The organism is Streptomyces pratensis, assembly GCF_016804005.1.
GTDB classification, from domain to species: domain Bacteria; phylum Actinomycetota; class Actinomycetes; order Streptomycetales; family Streptomycetaceae; genus Streptomyces; species Streptomyces pratensis_A.
The window spans coordinates 3,653,613-3,668,152 of the sequence record NZ_CP051486.1; the positions used below are offsets into that span (position 1 = coordinate 3,653,613).

Genomic DNA, 14,540 nt, shown 5'->3' on the forward strand with positions numbered 1-14,540 from the left:
GTGCTGCCCCTGTCCTCCGCGCGGCTACTGCCGGATGGCGACGAGGACGTAGCTGTTGCCCACCTGCCAGACAGGACTGGCATGGCCGAAGCCCGCTTCGGCCAGCAACTCGACGTGCCGACCGAGCGTGACGGCGCACTCGGCGTGGACGAAGCCTGGCTTACGGCGCTCGGCGCACAGCTTCGTCAGCTCGGGCTCGCTCTCGACGGCGGACCACCATGTCTCCCAGTCCTCGTGGTCGAAGGCATGACGGCGTTCGGCCCTGCGGACGCCGACGAACTCTGCGATCTCTGCGAACCCGGCCCCGTCCTGCGACAGATGGTCCGCGTTGATCAGTACCCCGCCGGGCCGCAGGAGGGCTCTCAGCTCGGCGTAGGTGCTCCGTAGTATGCCTTCGGGGAGGTAGTGAAGCGCGGTGGTGGACACCACCGCGTCGATCGGCCGCTGAAGTCCGAGGGCGCTCGTCCAGCCCTCCTCGCCGATCACCGCTTCGACGTACCGTGCGGCGTCCGGATGACGGGCGCGGGCCAGTGCCAGCAGCAGCGGGTCCATGTCGACGGCGACGATCTCGGCCTGCGGCAGGCGTTCGATCAGCCGGGCGGGCAGCGAGCCGGGCCCGCATCCCAGATCCAGCACGCAAGGGGTCTCGTGACCGGCCGTCACATGTTCCACGACGTCCGCGACCACGGTGAAGCGTTCTTCCCGGTCAATCGCGTAACGCTGCTGCTGTTGCTCCCAGCGGTCCACCCACAGCTGGGCCGTCGACATGCTCACGCTCATCTTCCTGTACCACCTCTACACACTCGGTTCCGCTATGTGACCCCGAATCTACAGGTGAAAACGATTGTCATCGGCACTAGCTGGACTCGGCTCAGCTCAGCTCGGTGAGTACCTCCAGTAGCCGGTCTACCTCGTGCCGGCTGTTGTAGGCATGCAGACTGACCCGTACGGAGCTGCGGTTCTCACCGGCCCGGCCCTGGCAGAGGCCGTCCGCCCGCACCATGAAACCGTGGCTGAAGAGGATGAACCCCAGGTCGACCGCATCGATGTCCCGATGCCTGAACGTCACGATGCCGTGCCGCTGCTGCGCCGGGGAGTTCGCGGCCAGACTCCGTTGGCACCCCACCACGTCGTACGGCGCCAGCGTCCGTAACCCGTCCGTCAACCGGGCGGCCAGCTCCACGGTCCAGCGTTCGATCCGCTTCGTTCCGGCCCGGTCGAGCCAGTCCAGTGCGGCTCCCAGGCTGGCGATGCCCGCGGTGTTCGGTGTGCCGCTCCAGCCGCGCGGAGCGAAAGGGGCCCCGCGTGCGGCACGGGACCAGACGGCTCCGGAGCCCGGCAGCGCCAGTGCCTTGTGTCCGGAGAAGACGGCGAAGTCGACGTCCAACGCTGCCATGGAGACGGGAAGGTGGCCGACGCTCTGGGCGGCGTCCATGCAGATGACCGCGTCGGGCCCCGCCGCACGGCGGATCCGGTGCACGTTCATGTCCCCGCCGTACACGTGATGGACGTGGGTGACCGCCACGAACCTCGTGCGCGGGGATACGAGATCGGCGAGCTGATCCGTGTCGTAGTCGCCTGAGGAGACCTGGTAGGGCATTTCCAGGACTGTGACACGTCTGCCCTGGCGGGCCAGTGACTCGACAGCCTCCAGCCAGGGCGAGACGTTGGCCTGGTGATCGGCGAAGGGGACGATGATCTCGTCGCCGTCACGGAGTTCGTGCACCAACCAGTCCCGGGCCACCAGGCGCAGACCCTCGGTGGTGCCGCTGACGAAGTGCACGGCCGAGGTGTCCGGATCCGGGTCGTCCAGGAACGCCTTGACCCGCCCTCTGGTCTCCTCGATCAGGTCAGTCGTCCTGTTGGCCCACGGGTAGGCGCCCCGGCCCGCGTTCGCGTTGGAGGTCGTCAGATACTCCTGGACGGCGTCCAGGACCGCCTGCGGTTTCTGCGCCGTCGCGGCACTGTCCAGATAGGCCAGACCGGGGTTCCCCGCCACGATCGGGAACTGCGCGCGGACGGCCCTGTTCCAGGCCGCCAGGTCCTCCGCCTCCCTCGCAGCCGTATCGCCGTGCACGGGCGTCACTCCCGCACCAACGGTGCGCCGGCGTCACGCCAAGCGATGATGCCTCCGGTGAGGCTGCGTACGTCCGGATGGCCCATGCGGGTCAGCAGGGCCGCGTACCGCAAGGACTTCTCGCCGACGGGACACGCGAGCAGCACCGACTGGGACTTGCTGAACGGCAGCCCACCGCGCACCAGGTCCTCGAACAACTCGTCGACGATGTTGATCGACCCTTCGATGTGCAGGGCCGTGAAGGCGTAGGGGCTGCGCATGTCCACGACCAGGGGCTTTTCCGCGGCTATCCATTTCTGCGCCTCCGCGACTCCTACAGCGGCGGTCTGGTGCAGCTCCTCGAGCGAGACGGATGCGGCTGAGTTGTTTCCCGGCCGCTGACCCAGGAGTTCCGGCCGGCGCTTCCTGATGTAACTCAGATAACTCTCGACGCGGTCGCACACGATGAAGACGGCGGTAGCTGGTTCGGTGAGCTCCGATCCTATGTCCCTGAGATGCCGGACCGCTCCGAAATAGGCGGCTCCGCCGGTCGGTCCGGCCAGGATCCCGCACCGTCGGACCAGAGTCAGCATTCCGTCGATGGCCTCCGAGGACGTAACCTTCTCGATGGTGTCGTACGTGAGGGGATCGAAGATCCCGACTTCCTGCACCTCGTCGATGTTCCTGATCCCCGGAATGAAATCCGACTTGTCCGCGACGAGCCCGACCACGCCGACCTTCGGATTCCGCTCCCGTAACGCGCGCGCCACGCCCGTGGAGGAGCCGGCGGTGCCGACACCGGAGATGAACCAGTCAGGGGCCCGGCCGTCGAGGTCCGCCACGATCTCCGGTCCGGTGCCCGTCTCATGGGCCTCAGGGTTGCGTGCGTTGTAGTACTGATCGGTGTGGAGATAGGTGCTGTCCGGGTCGCCGAGACTGCGGTGGAAAAGCGTGAGGGGATCCTCCGAGTTCGTGGGATCGAGGCACTCGGTCTGCCCCGGAAGTTCCTCGATCTCGGCTCCTAGGAGGAGGAGCATCTCTTTGATCTCCGGAATCTTCATCCGGTTGGTGACGCTCTTGAATCCGATCCCGTGCATCCCGGCTATGGCGGCAAGGGCCTTTGCGGTGTTTCCGCTGGACAACTCGACGATGCGGTTGCCGTGTTCGATCGCCGAGGGCAGCCCCGGCTGCACCATGTTCCAGGCTGCCCGGTCCTTCAGCGATCCGAAGGGATTGCAGAACTCGAGCTTCGCGTAGAGGTCGATGTTCTGCAGACCGTGGACGTGAGGGGCGATACGGACCAAAGGCGTGTCGCCGACTGTTTCGATGATGCTGTCATACCTCATGCGCGTCCTCTGCGGAGTGTATGGGCCAGTACTGATCGTCGAGGCGCCACTGCCAGCCGTCGGGTCCCTGGTAAGCCGCCACCTTGCGGGCGAGTGGGCGCTGCTGGGCGTGCTGGGCGTTGAAATCCATGCAGTATCCGGCTGTGTTGGCGAATGCCAGAAGGTCGCCCGGGGCCGGCAGGCGCGGCAGGAGGACCAGCCTGCGTGTGATGAGATCGGACTCGAGGCACAGGTTCCCGTGAAGGTGGACCCCGAAGGACTCCGTGGCGTTCTCCGTGGCCTGCCACGGCTTGCCCCGGTGGAGCACGATCGGATCCATGAGGATGCCGTGTTCCTCGAGGGCGCAGTCATCGGCATTCATCGCCAGGCGTATCGAGTGTGTGCCGTCCGGCTCGCGCCGTGCCTCCAGTACACGTGCCAGGGTCAGCCCGCACTGGTCGAGCAGAGCACGGCCGGGCTCGACGCACAGGTCATAGAGGTTCTCCAGGAGCAGCGTCGCCAGTGGGCGGCCGAGTGTCGGGGCGGGACTGCGCAGGAGTTCGTCCAGGTAGTCGGCCCCGGCGACCGGGCGATAAGAAGGGTAGAGCTCCAGGCTTCCGCGGAGAGTGCCCCCTTCGCTGCTCAGCCCGTACGAGTGGTTGCGCCACGCCAGAGGCTCGCGCCTGCCCATCGCCGCCAGAGTCAGCTGACTGGTGTAGTGCTCCCACTGGGCCCCGTCGGCCAGGTAGTTGACGCCGAAACCGCCGCCGATGTCGATCACCCGCGGACGCATCCCCCGGGCCCGGAACTCGTCCATGGCCCGTACGCAGCCCTCCAGGGCCAGGGCCTTCTCGTCGAGACTGATGGTGTCGAGGTGATAGGAGACACCAATGACCTCGACGGCCTCGTGGTGCCGCTCGCAGACATCCAAGAGGCCGGCCAACTCCGCTGCGGGCACGCCGAATCGGCTGCGACGGCTGAGGACCTTGACCGCGGTGCCCGAGAACTCCGACAGTCTGAGCAGCACCCGCACCCGAGGCAGCCCGTGGCGGCGCACCAGCGCGGCGAGTGACTCCAACTCGGCATGTCCCTCGATGTGGACCGTGACGCCGGTACGTGCGGCGAGCCAGAGGAACTCCGGTTCCTTCGGGCCTGTCGCACCGATGCGGTCAGGGGTGAAACCGCAGGCCAGCGCGTGCTGCAGTTCGCCGAGTGAGGCCACGTCCATGGCCGCGCCCGTGGCCGCCAGTCGGCGTACCAGGGCGCTCGACCGGTTGGCCTTGTGGGCGAAGGAGACATCGCCCTCCAGATGGTGACTCCGGTACACGGACCGGAATCCAGCGACGTTCTCGGCGATCCGGTCCGGAACCACCACATTGAGGGGTGACCCCAGCCCGTCGACGAGATCGTGCAGGAAGCGTGAGGAGGCCAGCAAGGGCGTGAGGGGTGGTTCGAGCTTCGGATCCAGGAACAAGGGGACAGCCAACGGCGGCACTCGCCTCTCAGCGGGGCAGCGGCAACTCGACCGCTGAGGGCACTGGTCGACGCGCCGCCGCAAGTGATGGATCAGCTCAGCGGGATGATTGTCGTATCCATAATGTCCAGGTCGAACGACCTCTATGCCTGCTCCACACTGAACGTGAACAGCGGCAGGCGCCGGTGCGGAGTCCGCACCAGCGCCTGCCATATGCGGAATCTCGCCGATGCCGACGGGCGGCCGACGGCAGGGGCCTGTCAGTGGTCGTCCCAATGCCCGTCGTGGGAGGCGTGCCGATGGCCGTCATGGACGTAATCGACGTGGTCTTCGTGCGGCACGGCGACGTGACCGCAGTCCTGTCCGTGCTGGTGGTCGTGCCCTTCGTGGACCGAGTGTGCCGGATTCACGCACTCGTCCACATGGTCTTCGTGGGCACGGTGCAGGTGGCTGTCGTGCGCGTAGTCGATGTGGTCGTTGTGCGGGATCGCCACGTGGCCGCATCCCGGGGCGTGCTGGTGAGCGTGCGCGGGGTGGGGGTGGTGCGCCGTGGTCGTGGACATCTCACTGACTCCTTCGTCGGTTCGCTGTCTTGGAGACACCGAACGCGCCCGCCGGAGAGAAGGGGCAGACAAGTCCGGCATATCTCGCAGGGTAGGCCCGCCTGGGTGTGGGCACCTCCGGGCGCGCCGCCAGGGCTGCAGTTCAGCACGCAGAGCCTTCGATCATCACACTCCGTGACGGCCTGATTTGTGGATCACTTGCCGGCGCCGACGTACGGCAGTAGTGCCATCTCGCGTGCGTTCTTGATCGCTGCGGCCACCTGTCGCTGCTGCTGGGCGCTGATCCGGGTGACCCTGCGGCTGCGGATTTTGCCTCGGTCGGAGATGAACTTCCGCAGGAGGCCGGTGTCCTTGTAGTCGATGTAGGTGATCTTCGCCGCGTCGAGCGGGTTCGGACGGTCCTTGGCGGGTTTACGGGGTTCCTGGCGTCGGGCCATGGATCTTTCCTTATGGGGCGGGGTGTGTGGTTGCGCGAGGCGGTCAGTGGACGGGGTCGAGGAACTCGTCGAAGGCGGCTGGCAGGTCCTTCCAGGCCGCACGGCCCGCTGTGTACTCGGCGTCGGTCAGCAGGCAGGAATCGAGTAGAGCGGTCAGCCCGTCTCGGTCCAGGCCGGGGGAGATGAAGACCAGGTGCTGGCAGCAGTCGCCGTGCTCGGGATGCCAGTCCAGTGCGGCGGCCGCCCGTCGGACCGGCGGAATCATGTCCCAGGCTGCGTCCGGGAGGGATGCGAGCCAGGGACCGTTGTTCTCGACGCAGAGCGCGCCGCCCGCCGCGTCCCAGGACAGGAGTGTGTCGGGACGGTCTGCGAGCCAGAACCGGCCGCGGCTGCGGGCGGCCGCGTAGCTCAGGTCCTCCAGGGCGTCGTATAGACGCTCGGGGTGGAACGGTCGGTGCTTGCGCCACACGAGAGTGCTGACGCCGGCCTCCTCGGCCTCCTGGGGCAATAGTGCGCAGGCCGGATGCTGTCCCGCGCCGGCCGCTTCCACGTCGAACCCTACGAGGGCCAGCCTCGCCAGCTCTTGCGAGCCGGCCGCCGCCTGAGGGGCCGTCGGGTGCAGCTGGCCGATCAGCGCCCGGTCTTCCTCGTCCGCTTGGCCGTCGTCCACGATGGCGACCGCCGAGGCGTACTCCAGTTGTCGCGCCCAGGTGTCGCCCACGGTCCGCTGATCGGTGGCCGCGGCTGCCAGTCCCGCCTCGGTGAGGTCGTCGCCGTTGGCGAGGTAGGGCAGGACGAGGGCGGGATCGACGGCGGTGATCACGCTCGTCACTTCTGCCCGGTCATCGCCGTGTGCGGCGATGACCTCGGCCATCGCCTGGGGCTCGACGGAGTCCCATAGTTCGACGATGGCGGTCCTGGTCACCCCGTCGGCCGCCAGGCGCTCCAGTTCGGGCATCAGGTCCTCGCGCAGTGCGCAGCAGGCGCAGTCGTTCACCAGGGGGGTATCGCCGCTGGAGAGCGTCCCGGAGGTGTCGCGTACGGTCCGGTACACCGTGCCCGTCTCGGCCGTCGCCAGGTCGTGGTGCAGAGCGACGCTGTGAGGTATCTCCCTGAGTAGCCCCTCCACGACCTCGTGGCGTGCGTCCGAGTGCAGTCCGCTGACGATGACGATGGGGAGCTTGTGCCTGTCCTCCATCACCGGCCCTCACTGCGGCCGTAGCGTCGCTCGAAGCGTTCGACGCGCCCTGCCGTGTCCAGGACGCGGGCGGTCCCGGTGTAGAAGGGGTGGCTCGCGGAGGAGATCTCCACGTCGACGACCGGGTAGGTGTTGCCGTCCTCCCACTCGACGGTCCGGTCGCTGCTCAGGGTGGAGCGGGTCAGGAAGGCGAAGTCGGCGGTCTTGTCGCGGAAGACGACGGGGCGGTAGGAGGGGTGGATTCCGGGCTTCATGGCGGTGTCCTCGTGGTCAGGGTCGGGGGTGTCGAGCGGAGGGATCGCGGTGTCAGCGCTCTTCGCGGAAGTCGACGTGGCGACGGACGAGCGGATCGAACTTCCGCAGCACCAGCCGGTCGGGGTTGTTCCGCCGGTTCTTGCGGGTGACGTAGGTGTAGCCCGTTCCCGCGGTGGAGCGGAGCTTGATGATCGGGCGTAGTTCGTTGCGAGCCATGCCGGTACTATATGGCAATGGTTTCCATTTTCAATATGGACCCGACCCGATGAGAGGCAGGTAACTTCGTGTCCGCCCACTGTCAACTGACCGGTGCGCAGCCGGGCTTCGGCAACAAGATCTCCCACTCGCACCGGCGCACGTCGCGCCGGTTCGACCCGAACATCCAGAGCAAGCGCTACTGGCTGCCCAGCGAGGGGCGGCATGTGCGCCTTGTGCTGAGCGCCAGGGCGATCAAGGTGATCGACACCATCGGCATCGAGGCGGCGGTCGCCCGCATCCGGGCGAGGGGAGTGAAGGTCTGATGGCCAAGCAGAGCAAGATCGCCCAGAACGAGAAGCGCAAGGCGACCGTCGCGCGGTACGCCGCCCGTCGTGCGGAGTTGAAGGAAATAATCCGGAGGCCCGGCACCCCGGAGGCTGAGCGGCTCGCCGTGATCGGAGAACTGCGCCGCCAGCCGCGCAACGCCAGTGCGACCCGGGTGCGCAATCGGGACGGCGTGGACGGCCGCCCGCGTGGTCATCTGCGGAAGTTCGGACTGTCCCGGGTTCGGATGCGCGAACAGGCGCACGCCGGATTCCTTCCCGGAGTGACCAAGTCCTCCTGGTGACAGCTCGCTCTCGATGACGGGTGGTGGTGCGGTCGGCGGGCCGTGGCGCCACCCGTCGCTGTTCCCTGCCCGCATGCTGCCACGGCCGATGATGCGCCGTAGTGGGCGTGCGGGTATTTCGCAGGGCGGCGGGGGGTGCGCTTATTCGGGTCCCCCGTCGACTCTGCCAATACCTCGCCGAACTAATTGGAAATGATTACCATCTCGGATAATGTGAGGGGTGGACGCCGCTATGGCGACGGGCCCGACCGCCCCGCCGACGGAGGATGCCCGAGATCCACCGTCGGCGGGGGCGGGCCAACTGGCCTGAAGGAGCGCCAGGCGGTTCACCGGGAGCCCCAGGCACTCGCCGCGGGCCGGTGCAGGGCTTCTCCTCCCTGGCGCCCGCCCTCCTCCTGAGGCGGCCCGCGCGTGGGCCGACTCCGGAGACTGACGTGACCAGCAGCTGCACCTACCCGCACGTAAGGAGGCGACGATGGCCAGCGCTTCGTCGGCTGCCGTCCCCGATCGACCCAGACGCCGCCGTGCAGCAGATCGGCGGCCTGAAGTGTTGGACGCCCTCCGGAGGAACGGAGGGTTTGTGAGTGCTCAGGGCCTCCACACGTCGATGACGCAGCAGGGAATATGTATCGGCCTCACCACGGTGTACCGGGCGCTGGCTGCCGCAGACGCGGAGGGGAGACTCGAAGCGGTACACGCGCGCAGCGGGGTGAAGGTGTACCGGTATCTGCCGCCGGTCCACGAGCACCACTTGACGTGCCGGGTCTGCGGAGCCGGCGTCGCGTTCGTCTGCCAGGTGCTGGAGGACTGGGTCGCGCAGCTGGGGCCTCGTCACGGGTTCGAGGACGTGCGGCACGCTGTCGCCGCGACGGGTACCTGCCCCCGTTGCGCGTTAGGCGATGTGGGCTGAGGGGGACTTTGACCTGCCCGGCCCGCGTTGCGCAACCCTTCGAAGTGCCACCGGCCAGCTATCGCTCCACCTCACTCGATGGGAACCCACGTGCCCAAGGGGCTGCTCAGTGTTGTAACCGGCAACACTCCGGCCCTGCGAGGAAAAGCCGTTGACAGGCTCTTGCGGCTGTCGCAGGGCGCAGTCGCCCTGGCGGTGTCGGTCCACGGACGGCATGAGGGGCGCCCCTCGGTCCAGCGCTTCCTCTCCGGAGACGATCCGCGTCTCGAGTCGATCGCTCCCAAGGCTGCCACCGGGAGCCCGGCCGTGATCCTTCGGCAGGACCTGCCTTCGCTCCGCCGGGCCGTAGGCAGCGGCCATGTCATCCTCGCCCTCCCGGAAAACCTGGACATCCCGCCCTTTCTGGTGGAGTTGTGGCGAACCTGAAGCGGTGCGACCTCCCTCGGGGACCACTACGCAGCGGCGCCGGTCCTGGTGGGTGTCGACCCGGCGCCGTTCATGGCCGACATCGGTTGCGTCCACCAGGCCGTTCGCCTGTGGAACGGCTGGGACCGTACGGCTCCGCTCACGCAGGCCGAGGCTGCTGCACGGCAGGTCGAGTCCGCCGATGTGCTCTACGTGCCTGCGGGGAAAGACGCCGTCAGCCGGTACGCATCAGGTGTGGCGTCCCTGGTCGAGCAGATCAACGGTACCGCTCAGCTTCTGGACCCATCCGCCGACGAGAAGCACCTTGTGCATCCATTGCCGGACGACTTCGCTGAACAGTGGCTGGCGCGCCTGGACCCCATGGTGATCCCCGGCATCCGGCGCGGATCCCCCTACCTCGAGCCCTTCGCCGAGTCCGTCCTGTGGTGCGCCCGCCGGCCCGTCCATCCGCAACGCCTGGCCGACGCCCTCGCCAAGGTCATGAGGGGAGTCGTGCGCAGCCGAGGCCACCTGTGGCTTTCCAGCCGTCCCGATTCCGTGGTCACCTGGCGCTCCGCGCGCACACCTGGACCTGCGAGAGGCTGGCAGGTGGCTGGAGCCGGAAGAAACGCGCGCTTGGCAGGCCGCCACACCTCAGAGACGCACTTTCGCGTCGTGGTTCTGGCACGACTGTTACGGGGAGCGGCGCAACGATTGTCCTCACCGGAGTGGATCTCGATGAGCAGGCCACTCGACTGGCACTCGACGAGACTTTGCTGACCGACCGTGAGCTGGCGCAGGGCAGGGATGCGTGGGCGGCGGTGCCCGACCTGTTGCTCGGGTGACGGCCCCCTGGTGGAGGGGAGCCCTGCAGTCAGGCGCAAATGGACCCCGTCGACCGATGTCATGGTCGACGGGGCCCACTTGTACGCGGTACGGGCCGGACCGGACGATGCCGTGGCTGCGACCACCGCCCGGCCCGGAGTTCATGGGTGCGCTGCCAAGGCGTCCGGGTGCTCGTGCTCACACGAGTCATCGATGCCGTACGTGTCCCATTCGGGGAAGGGATCGGTCGCGGGCCGCGCCTCACCCTCGGACATCAGGCACGCGGACAACGCGTCGTGGAGTGTCTCCGCGCGCAGATCCGTACCGATGAAGACCAGTTCCTGACCCTGCGTGGTCCCGGAGTCACGTGCGCCGGACGGCTCGAAGCGGGCCACGGAGCCTGCCTGCGACCAGAGACCGGTCACATTCGGCCGACTGGACAGCCAGAAGAAGCCCTTGGAGCGCAGAACCTGTCCGTACCTGCCGCTGTCGAGCCCGTCGGTGACGAACGCCCACAGGCGGTCGGGATGGAAGGGGCGGTCCGAACGGAAGACCGTGCTGGAGATTCCGTACTCCTCGGTCTCCGGCATATGGTCCCCGTTCAGCTCCCGCACCCATCCGGGAGCCTGCTGGGCCCGTTCCAGGTCGAAGAGGCCGGTACCGAGGACCTCGGACAGTTCGACGCGTCCACGGCTGACGGGCACGATCCGTGCTGCAGGGTTGAGGCGGGTGAGCGCGGCGTTGAGCTGCTCGCGTTCTCGTCCGTCCACGAGGTCGAGCTTGTTGAGCACGATGACGTCGGCGAACTCGATCTGGTCCATGAGCAGGTCGCTGACCGTGCGCTCGTCATCCTCGTACTGGTCGAGTCCACGCTCGGCGAGGCCGTCACCTCCGGCCAATTCCGGCAGGAAGTTGGCAGCGTCGACCACGGTGACCATGGTGTCGAGCCGTGCGAGGTCGCCCAGCGTCGCCCCGTCGTCGCGTGGGAAGGAGAAGGTGGCGGCGACCGGCATCGGTTCCGAGATGCCGCTGGACTCGATCAGCAGGTAGTCGTAGCGCCCTTCACGGGCGAGTCGGTCCACTTCTTCGAGGAGATCGTCGCGCAGTGTGCAGCAGATGCATCCGTTGGTCATCTCGACCAGGCGTTCCTCTGTGCGTGAGAGAGCCGCCTCGCCCCCGCGCACCAGCGCCGCATCGATGTTGATTTCGCTCATGTCGTTGACGATCACTGCGACTCGCAGTCCCTCGCGGTTGCCAAGGACATGGTTGAGCAGTGTGGTCTTGCCGGCTCCCAGAAAACCGGAGAGCACGGTTACGGGCAGCAGGTCCTGCGCCATTAAGGATCAGTCCTCGGGGGACAGGAGGCCGCGCTCGTACGCCTTCACCAGCCGCTGCGGCACCTGGTAGACGGAGCCGTCGACGGTGACCGGCACGAGCTGAGGCGTCGTGGCCTTCCACTGGGCGCGGCGGTGACGGGTGTTGCTGCGGGACATCTTCCGCTTCGGGACTGCCATGGAGACCTCCTGGGTCGGCGTAGGCGACGAACGGTATATGAAAATGATAGTCAATACCAAATGTCTCCGGTTGGTATGACGCCGTTTCTCCGCCGGTGATTCCTCCCGAGGGCGGCGTACTCCTCGCCGACTTGCGGTCGCCCCCTCCGGAGTGCTCTCGCGGTTGATGTTGCTCCTTGCGCACACCGTTCCCGTTGCACCATGGGCGAAAGGGTGGACGGCTGGAACCGGGGGTCTTTCAGCCGTGCGGGCGGGAGTGGTTTCTCCCCTGCCTTGCATCCTGCGCTGGGTGTCCGGCGCCGGCACGGCGGCACGCGGCGCCGGTAGTGCGGGTGACACTGCTCCCGCTGTCTCCCGCGGCTGGCGAAGCGTGGTCCGTGCGCTGACAGGGGTGCGCCACCTTGAGTGCCCTTCAACGCCCCACGGGGTCGCCGTCGGTGCCGTCGTTCGAGCTACGCAACATCGCGTGTCCTCCATGATGCAGGGGTGTACTCGTCTTCAGGCGGGTCGCTTCGTGACCTGTCCGCGCGTCGAAGATGTGCACCTCGCCGTGGCCGCCCCGTGTGACGGCGACCCAGTCGGAGTCGGGCGAGGAGGCCACCGCTCGGCGTTGGACGCCTTCCCAGGGAGTGCCGCCGCGAGACGGCGCACCGTCCATGGCGGGGAGGGGGACGCGGCGCAGGGTGTCGTCGGCGCACAGGAGAACCAGTTCGTCACCGTCGGGATGGATGCGGGTGAAGGCTGTGTGATCACGGGCGAGGGCCAGCCGGAAAACCAGGCCCGGGCCGAGGTCCGTGAGGTGCGTGCGCCCCGTCACCAAGTCGTGGCGCCACGCCTGGTTCGTCCAGTCCGGCCACCGCAACGGGTCCGGGTGGCCGCCGCGTAGCGTGCTCCACAACGCCCGTCGGTGAGTGTCGAGGCGCAGGTACCAGCCTCGGGCGGGTGACTCCCACGGAATCACCGCCTCGGCCGCCAATCCGTCAGCCATCCTGCGTGCTGGATGTACTCCCTCGCTCGTGGCGGCGAACACGCGGCCTGAGTCGGGGTCCTGGGCGTCACCGTGGCCGTCGTCAGGCAGCGGCAGGACCATGTCGGGCGTGACGGTGGGGCAGCCGGGCCGAGCCGCGAGGAGATCCGCAAACCGGTGTACGGCCAGCGTGCCGGGTTGCCGGTGCCGCAGTACGACGAGCGGGTCACCACCGCCAAGGACCGTCACCCCCGGTTCCCCGGCGCGTGTGCGTACCCGTGCGGCCTCTCCGGTCGCAAGGTCGACGACTGTCAACAGGTCCGACCAAGGCTCGATGTTCTTGCCCAGGCCGGTCGTGATGGCCAGTCGGCGTCCGGACGGATCGCAGGCCAGATGCTCCGCCGGCACGGCGACCGGGACGGTGAGTTCTACGAGCTCATCGTCGAAAGGGTTGAGGACCAGCAACTCTCCCCGGCGTTCGTCGACGCAGGCCACCCGTCCTTCGGGTAGGGCCAAGAATCCGGCGTGCTCGGAGAGGTGACGCCCAGTGAGGCGCCCCGTGACGGTGCCGTCCGGCACGGTCAGCACGCTGACTGAGCCGTCCACGTGGTCGGAGACTAGTAGCGCGGCGGCGGTCATATATCCTCCAACATTCCGGGCGATTGAAAATGATTATCATGTATCTTCAGTGCGTTCCAGGTTCCTGAGGAGAAGCGAGGGCTTCGATGCTGCGCGCACCGTCCAGATCCGTTCGTAGTTGGCTCACAGCACTAGTTGCGGGTTCCGTCCTGGTCGGCTGCGGCTCGTCCTCCGACGGGTCCGTGAGTGACAAGGCAAAGCCCGTCCCCAAGACCGAGGTCACTGTCGAACCCATCAAGGCAGCCACGGAGCTGACCGACGTGAACGGCGTCAAGATCTCCCTGGAGAAGAAGCCGGAGCGGATCGTCTGCCTGTTCGCGCTCTGCGACGACATCCTGACCGAACTCGGCATCGTCCCGACGGCCACCAACAGTGCGCTGCTCCCTCACCCCCGCTTCCTCGGGGAGGCCAAGGCCAAGGAGGTCGACGTCATCCCCGGTGGATTCATCGCCCCGGAGGTAGAGGCGATTCTCTCCCACAAGCCGGACCTCGTGATCGGCCTCGGGGACACCCACGGCAAGCTCACCCCCGCGCTGAAGGGCGCGACCACGTTCTGGGCCATGCAGCCCGAGACGTGGGAGGACAGCGTGGGATACCTGCGCGACACCGCCGCCCTCACCGGCCGCACCGCCGAAGGAGAGAAGGCGGAGCAAGTCTTCCGGGCCAAGCTCGCCAAGGCCGAGGAAGCCCCCAGCGACAAGACCGCCCTCATCATCTACGGCAGCGATGAGAACTTCGGCGTCGCGACCCCGGAAGGTGACGTGGCCGCCAGCCTGTTCCCCAAGATCGCCGATTACCCGTGGAAGTCTCGTGGAGTGGAAGGTAGTTACAGCCTCGAGGAGATCCTTGCCCGGGACGTCGACGTGCTCTTCGTCGAGACAATGAGCTTCGGCGGGGCGGACGGCAAATTGTCGGAGAAGCTGGCCAAGAACCCCCTCTGGAGCAAGATCCCGGCGGTGAAGAACGGCGCCGTCCATGAAGTGAACTCAGAAGCGTGGGCCAAGGGGCGCGGTACCCGCTCGCTGGGTATCGTGCTCGACGAGGCCACGGCCGCGCTGCGTTGAGTGCAACCCTCCCAACACCCACTGCGGCGGGTCATGGGACAGACAGGGCCGGCCGACGCGCACGTGCAGCAGGGACGTGGCA

18 protein-coding genes are annotated in these 14,540 nt (G+C 67.4%); 6 read left to right on the plus strand and 12 right to left on the minus strand.

Annotated features, from left to right (window positions below; genetic code table 11):
* Positions 1 to 24 precede the first annotated feature (24 nt).
* The 9 genes from HED23_RS14970 to rpmG form a co-directional block, all read right to left on the minus strand.
* Complete coding sequence (locus HED23_RS14970; RefSeq protein WP_203183915.1) at positions 25 to 780, minus strand: class I SAM-dependent methyltransferase; 756 nt, start codon at positions 778 to 780, stop codon at positions 25 to 27.
* Positions 781 to 871: 91 nt separating this feature from the next.
* Positions 872 to 2,077, minus strand: a complete 1,206-nt coding sequence (locus HED23_RS14975; RefSeq protein WP_420803034.1) for an aminotransferase class V-fold PLP-dependent enzyme — start codon at positions 2,075 to 2,077, stop codon at positions 872 to 874.
* A gap of 5 nt (positions 2,078 to 2,082) precedes the next feature.
* Positions 2,083 to 3,402 carry a pyridoxal-phosphate dependent enzyme gene (locus HED23_RS14980; protein WP_203183917.1) on the minus strand — a complete coding sequence of 440 codons (1,320 nt, stop codon included), beginning with the start codon at positions 3,400 to 3,402 and terminating at the stop codon, positions 2,083 to 2,085.
* Positions 3,392 to 4,867, minus strand: a complete 1,476-nt coding sequence (locus HED23_RS14985) for a Y4yA family PLP-dependent enzyme (RefSeq protein ID WP_238441955.1) — start codon at positions 4,865 to 4,867, stop codon at positions 3,392 to 3,394. Before HED23_RS14985 ends, HED23_RS14980 begins: the two co-directional genes overlap by 11 nt.
* 248 nt (positions 4,868 to 5,115) lie before the next feature.
* Positions 5,116 to 5,418, minus strand: coding sequence for a hypothetical protein (locus HED23_RS14990; protein ID WP_203183919.1), 303 nt, complete (start codon positions 5,416 to 5,418; stop codon positions 5,116 to 5,118).
* Between the two features lie 194 nt (positions 5,419 to 5,612).
* Positions 5,613 to 5,855: a 30S ribosomal protein S18 gene (gene rpsR, locus HED23_RS14995; protein ID WP_203183920.1), complete on the minus strand. Its 243-nt coding sequence runs from the start codon at positions 5,853 to 5,855 to the stop codon at positions 5,613 to 5,615.
* Positions 5,856 to 5,898: 43 nt separating this feature from the next.
* The gene (locus tag HED23_RS15000) at positions 5,899 to 7,053 is read right to left on the minus strand and encodes a CobW family GTP-binding protein (RefSeq protein ID WP_203183921.1); all 1,155 of its coding nucleotides are present in this window, start codon (positions 7,051 to 7,053) and stop codon (positions 5,899 to 5,901) included.
* Positions 7,053 to 7,307: a type B 50S ribosomal protein L31 gene (locus HED23_RS15005; protein WP_203183922.1), complete on the minus strand. Its 255-nt coding sequence runs from the start codon at positions 7,305 to 7,307 to the stop codon at positions 7,053 to 7,055. The genes HED23_RS15000 and HED23_RS15005 overlap by 1 nt, the downstream gene beginning before the upstream one ends.
* 52 nt (positions 7,308 to 7,359) lie before the next feature.
* Positions 7,360 to 7,524: a 50S ribosomal protein L33 gene (gene rpmG / locus HED23_RS15010; RefSeq protein WP_203183923.1), complete on the minus strand. Its 165-nt coding sequence runs from the start codon at positions 7,522 to 7,524 to the stop codon at positions 7,360 to 7,362.
* A gap of 68 nt (positions 7,525 to 7,592) precedes the next feature.
* Here rpmG and rpmB point away from each other — a divergent pair, with 68 nt between their 5' ends.
* The 5 genes from rpmB to HED23_RS15035 all read left to right on the plus strand — a co-directional run bounded on the left by rpmB (position 7,593) and on the right by HED23_RS15035 (position 10,229).
* Positions 7,593 to 7,829 (plus strand): 50S ribosomal protein L28, encoded by a 237-nt coding sequence (gene rpmB, locus HED23_RS15015; protein WP_203183924.1) that lies wholly within the window; start codon positions 7,593 to 7,595, stop codon positions 7,827 to 7,829.
* Positions 7,829 to 8,134 (plus strand): 30S ribosomal protein S14, encoded by a 306-nt coding sequence (gene rpsN, locus HED23_RS15020; RefSeq protein WP_203183925.1) that lies wholly within the window; start codon positions 7,829 to 7,831, stop codon positions 8,132 to 8,134. The genes rpmB and rpsN overlap by 1 nt, the downstream gene beginning before the upstream one ends.
* Before the next feature lie 475 nt (positions 8,135 to 8,609).
* On the plus strand, positions 8,610 to 9,044 hold the full coding sequence (locus HED23_RS15025; RefSeq protein WP_203183926.1) for a Fur family transcriptional regulator: 435 nt from the start codon (positions 8,610 to 8,612) through the stop codon (positions 9,042 to 9,044).
* Between the two features lie 78 nt (positions 9,045 to 9,122).
* Entirely contained in the window at positions 9,123 to 9,470 is a 348-nt protein-coding gene (locus HED23_RS15030; RefSeq protein WP_203183927.1) for a hypothetical protein, read from the plus strand.
* A gap of 48 nt (positions 9,471 to 9,518) precedes the next feature.
* Complete coding sequence (locus HED23_RS15035) at positions 9,519 to 10,229, plus strand: GTP-binding protein (protein WP_203183928.1); 711 nt, start codon at positions 9,519 to 9,521, stop codon at positions 10,227 to 10,229.
* A 206-nt stretch (positions 10,230 to 10,435) separates the two neighbouring features.
* Here HED23_RS15035 and HED23_RS15040 read toward each other — a convergent pair whose 3' ends face one another.
* The 3 genes from HED23_RS15040 to HED23_RS15050 form a co-directional block, all read right to left on the minus strand.
* A complete protein-coding gene (locus tag HED23_RS15040) occupies positions 10,436 to 11,611 on the minus strand; it encodes a GTP-binding protein (RefSeq protein WP_203183929.1) in 1,176 nt (391 codons plus the stop codon).
* A 6-nt stretch (positions 11,612 to 11,617) separates the two neighbouring features.
* On the minus strand, positions 11,618 to 11,788 hold the full coding sequence (gene rpmF, locus HED23_RS15045; RefSeq protein ID WP_203183930.1) for a 50S ribosomal protein L32: 171 nt from the start codon (positions 11,786 to 11,788) through the stop codon (positions 11,618 to 11,620).
* Between the two features lie 412 nt (positions 11,789 to 12,200).
* The gene (locus tag HED23_RS15050) at positions 12,201 to 13,394 is read right to left on the minus strand and encodes a YncE family protein (protein ID WP_203183931.1); all 1,194 of its coding nucleotides are present in this window, start codon (positions 13,392 to 13,394) and stop codon (positions 12,201 to 12,203) included.
* An 86-nt stretch (positions 13,395 to 13,480) separates the two neighbouring features.
* On the opposite strand from HED23_RS15050, the gene HED23_RS15055 reads away from it, so the two are divergent.
* Complete coding sequence (locus tag HED23_RS15055) at positions 13,481 to 14,458, plus strand: ABC transporter substrate-binding protein (protein WP_203183932.1); 978 nt, start codon at positions 13,481 to 13,483, stop codon at positions 14,456 to 14,458.
* The last annotated feature ends 82 nt before the right edge of the window (positions 14,459 to 14,540 follow it).

Excerpts from the sequence above, each read along its gene's own strand:
- HED23_RS14970 (WP_203183915.1), bottom strand. The coding sequence starts at position 780 with ATGAGCGTGAGCATGTCGACGGCCCAGCTGTGGGTGGACCGCTGGGAG.
- HED23_RS14980 (WP_203183917.1), bottom strand. The coding sequence starts at position 3,402 with ATGAGGTATGACAGCATCATCGAAACAGTCGGCGACACGCCTTTGGTC.
- HED23_RS14990 (WP_203183919.1), bottom strand. The coding sequence starts at position 5,418 with ATGTCCACGACCACGGCGCACCACCCCCACCCCGCGCACGCTCACCAG.
- rpsR (WP_203183920.1), bottom strand. The coding sequence starts at position 5,855 with ATGGCCCGACGCCAGGAACCCCGTAAACCCGCCAAGGACCGTCCGAAC.
- HED23_RS15000 (WP_203183921.1), bottom strand. The coding sequence starts at position 7,053 with ATGGAGGACAGGCACAAGCTCCCCATCGTCATCGTCAGCGGACTGCAC.
- HED23_RS15005 (WP_203183922.1), bottom strand. The coding sequence starts at position 7,307 with ATGAAGCCCGGAATCCACCCCTCCTACCGCCCCGTCGTCTTCCGCGAC.
- rpmG (WP_203183923.1), bottom strand. The coding sequence starts at position 7,524 with ATGGCTCGCAACGAACTACGCCCGATCATCAAGCTCCGCTCCACCGCG.
- rpsN (WP_203183925.1), top strand. The coding sequence starts at position 7,829 with ATGGCCAAGCAGAGCAAGATCGCCCAGAACGAGAAGCGCAAGGCGACC.
- HED23_RS15025 (WP_203183926.1), top strand. The coding sequence starts at position 8,610 with ATGGCCAGCGCTTCGTCGGCTGCCGTCCCCGATCGACCCAGACGCCGC.
- HED23_RS15030 (WP_203183927.1), top strand. The coding sequence starts at position 9,123 with ATGGGAACCCACGTGCCCAAGGGGCTGCTCAGTGTTGTAACCGGCAAC.
- HED23_RS15040 (WP_203183929.1), bottom strand. The coding sequence starts at position 11,611 with ATGGCGCAGGACCTGCTGCCCGTAACCGTGCTCTCCGGTTTTCTGGGA.
- rpmF (WP_203183930.1), bottom strand. The coding sequence starts at position 11,788 with ATGGCAGTCCCGAAGCGGAAGATGTCCCGCAGCAACACCCGTCACCGC.
- HED23_RS15050 (WP_203183931.1), bottom strand. The coding sequence starts at position 13,394 with ATGACCGCCGCCGCGCTACTAGTCTCCGACCACGTGGACGGCTCAGTC.
- HED23_RS15055 (WP_203183932.1), top strand. The coding sequence starts at position 13,481 with ATGCTGCGCGCACCGTCCAGATCCGTTCGTAGTTGGCTCACAGCACTA.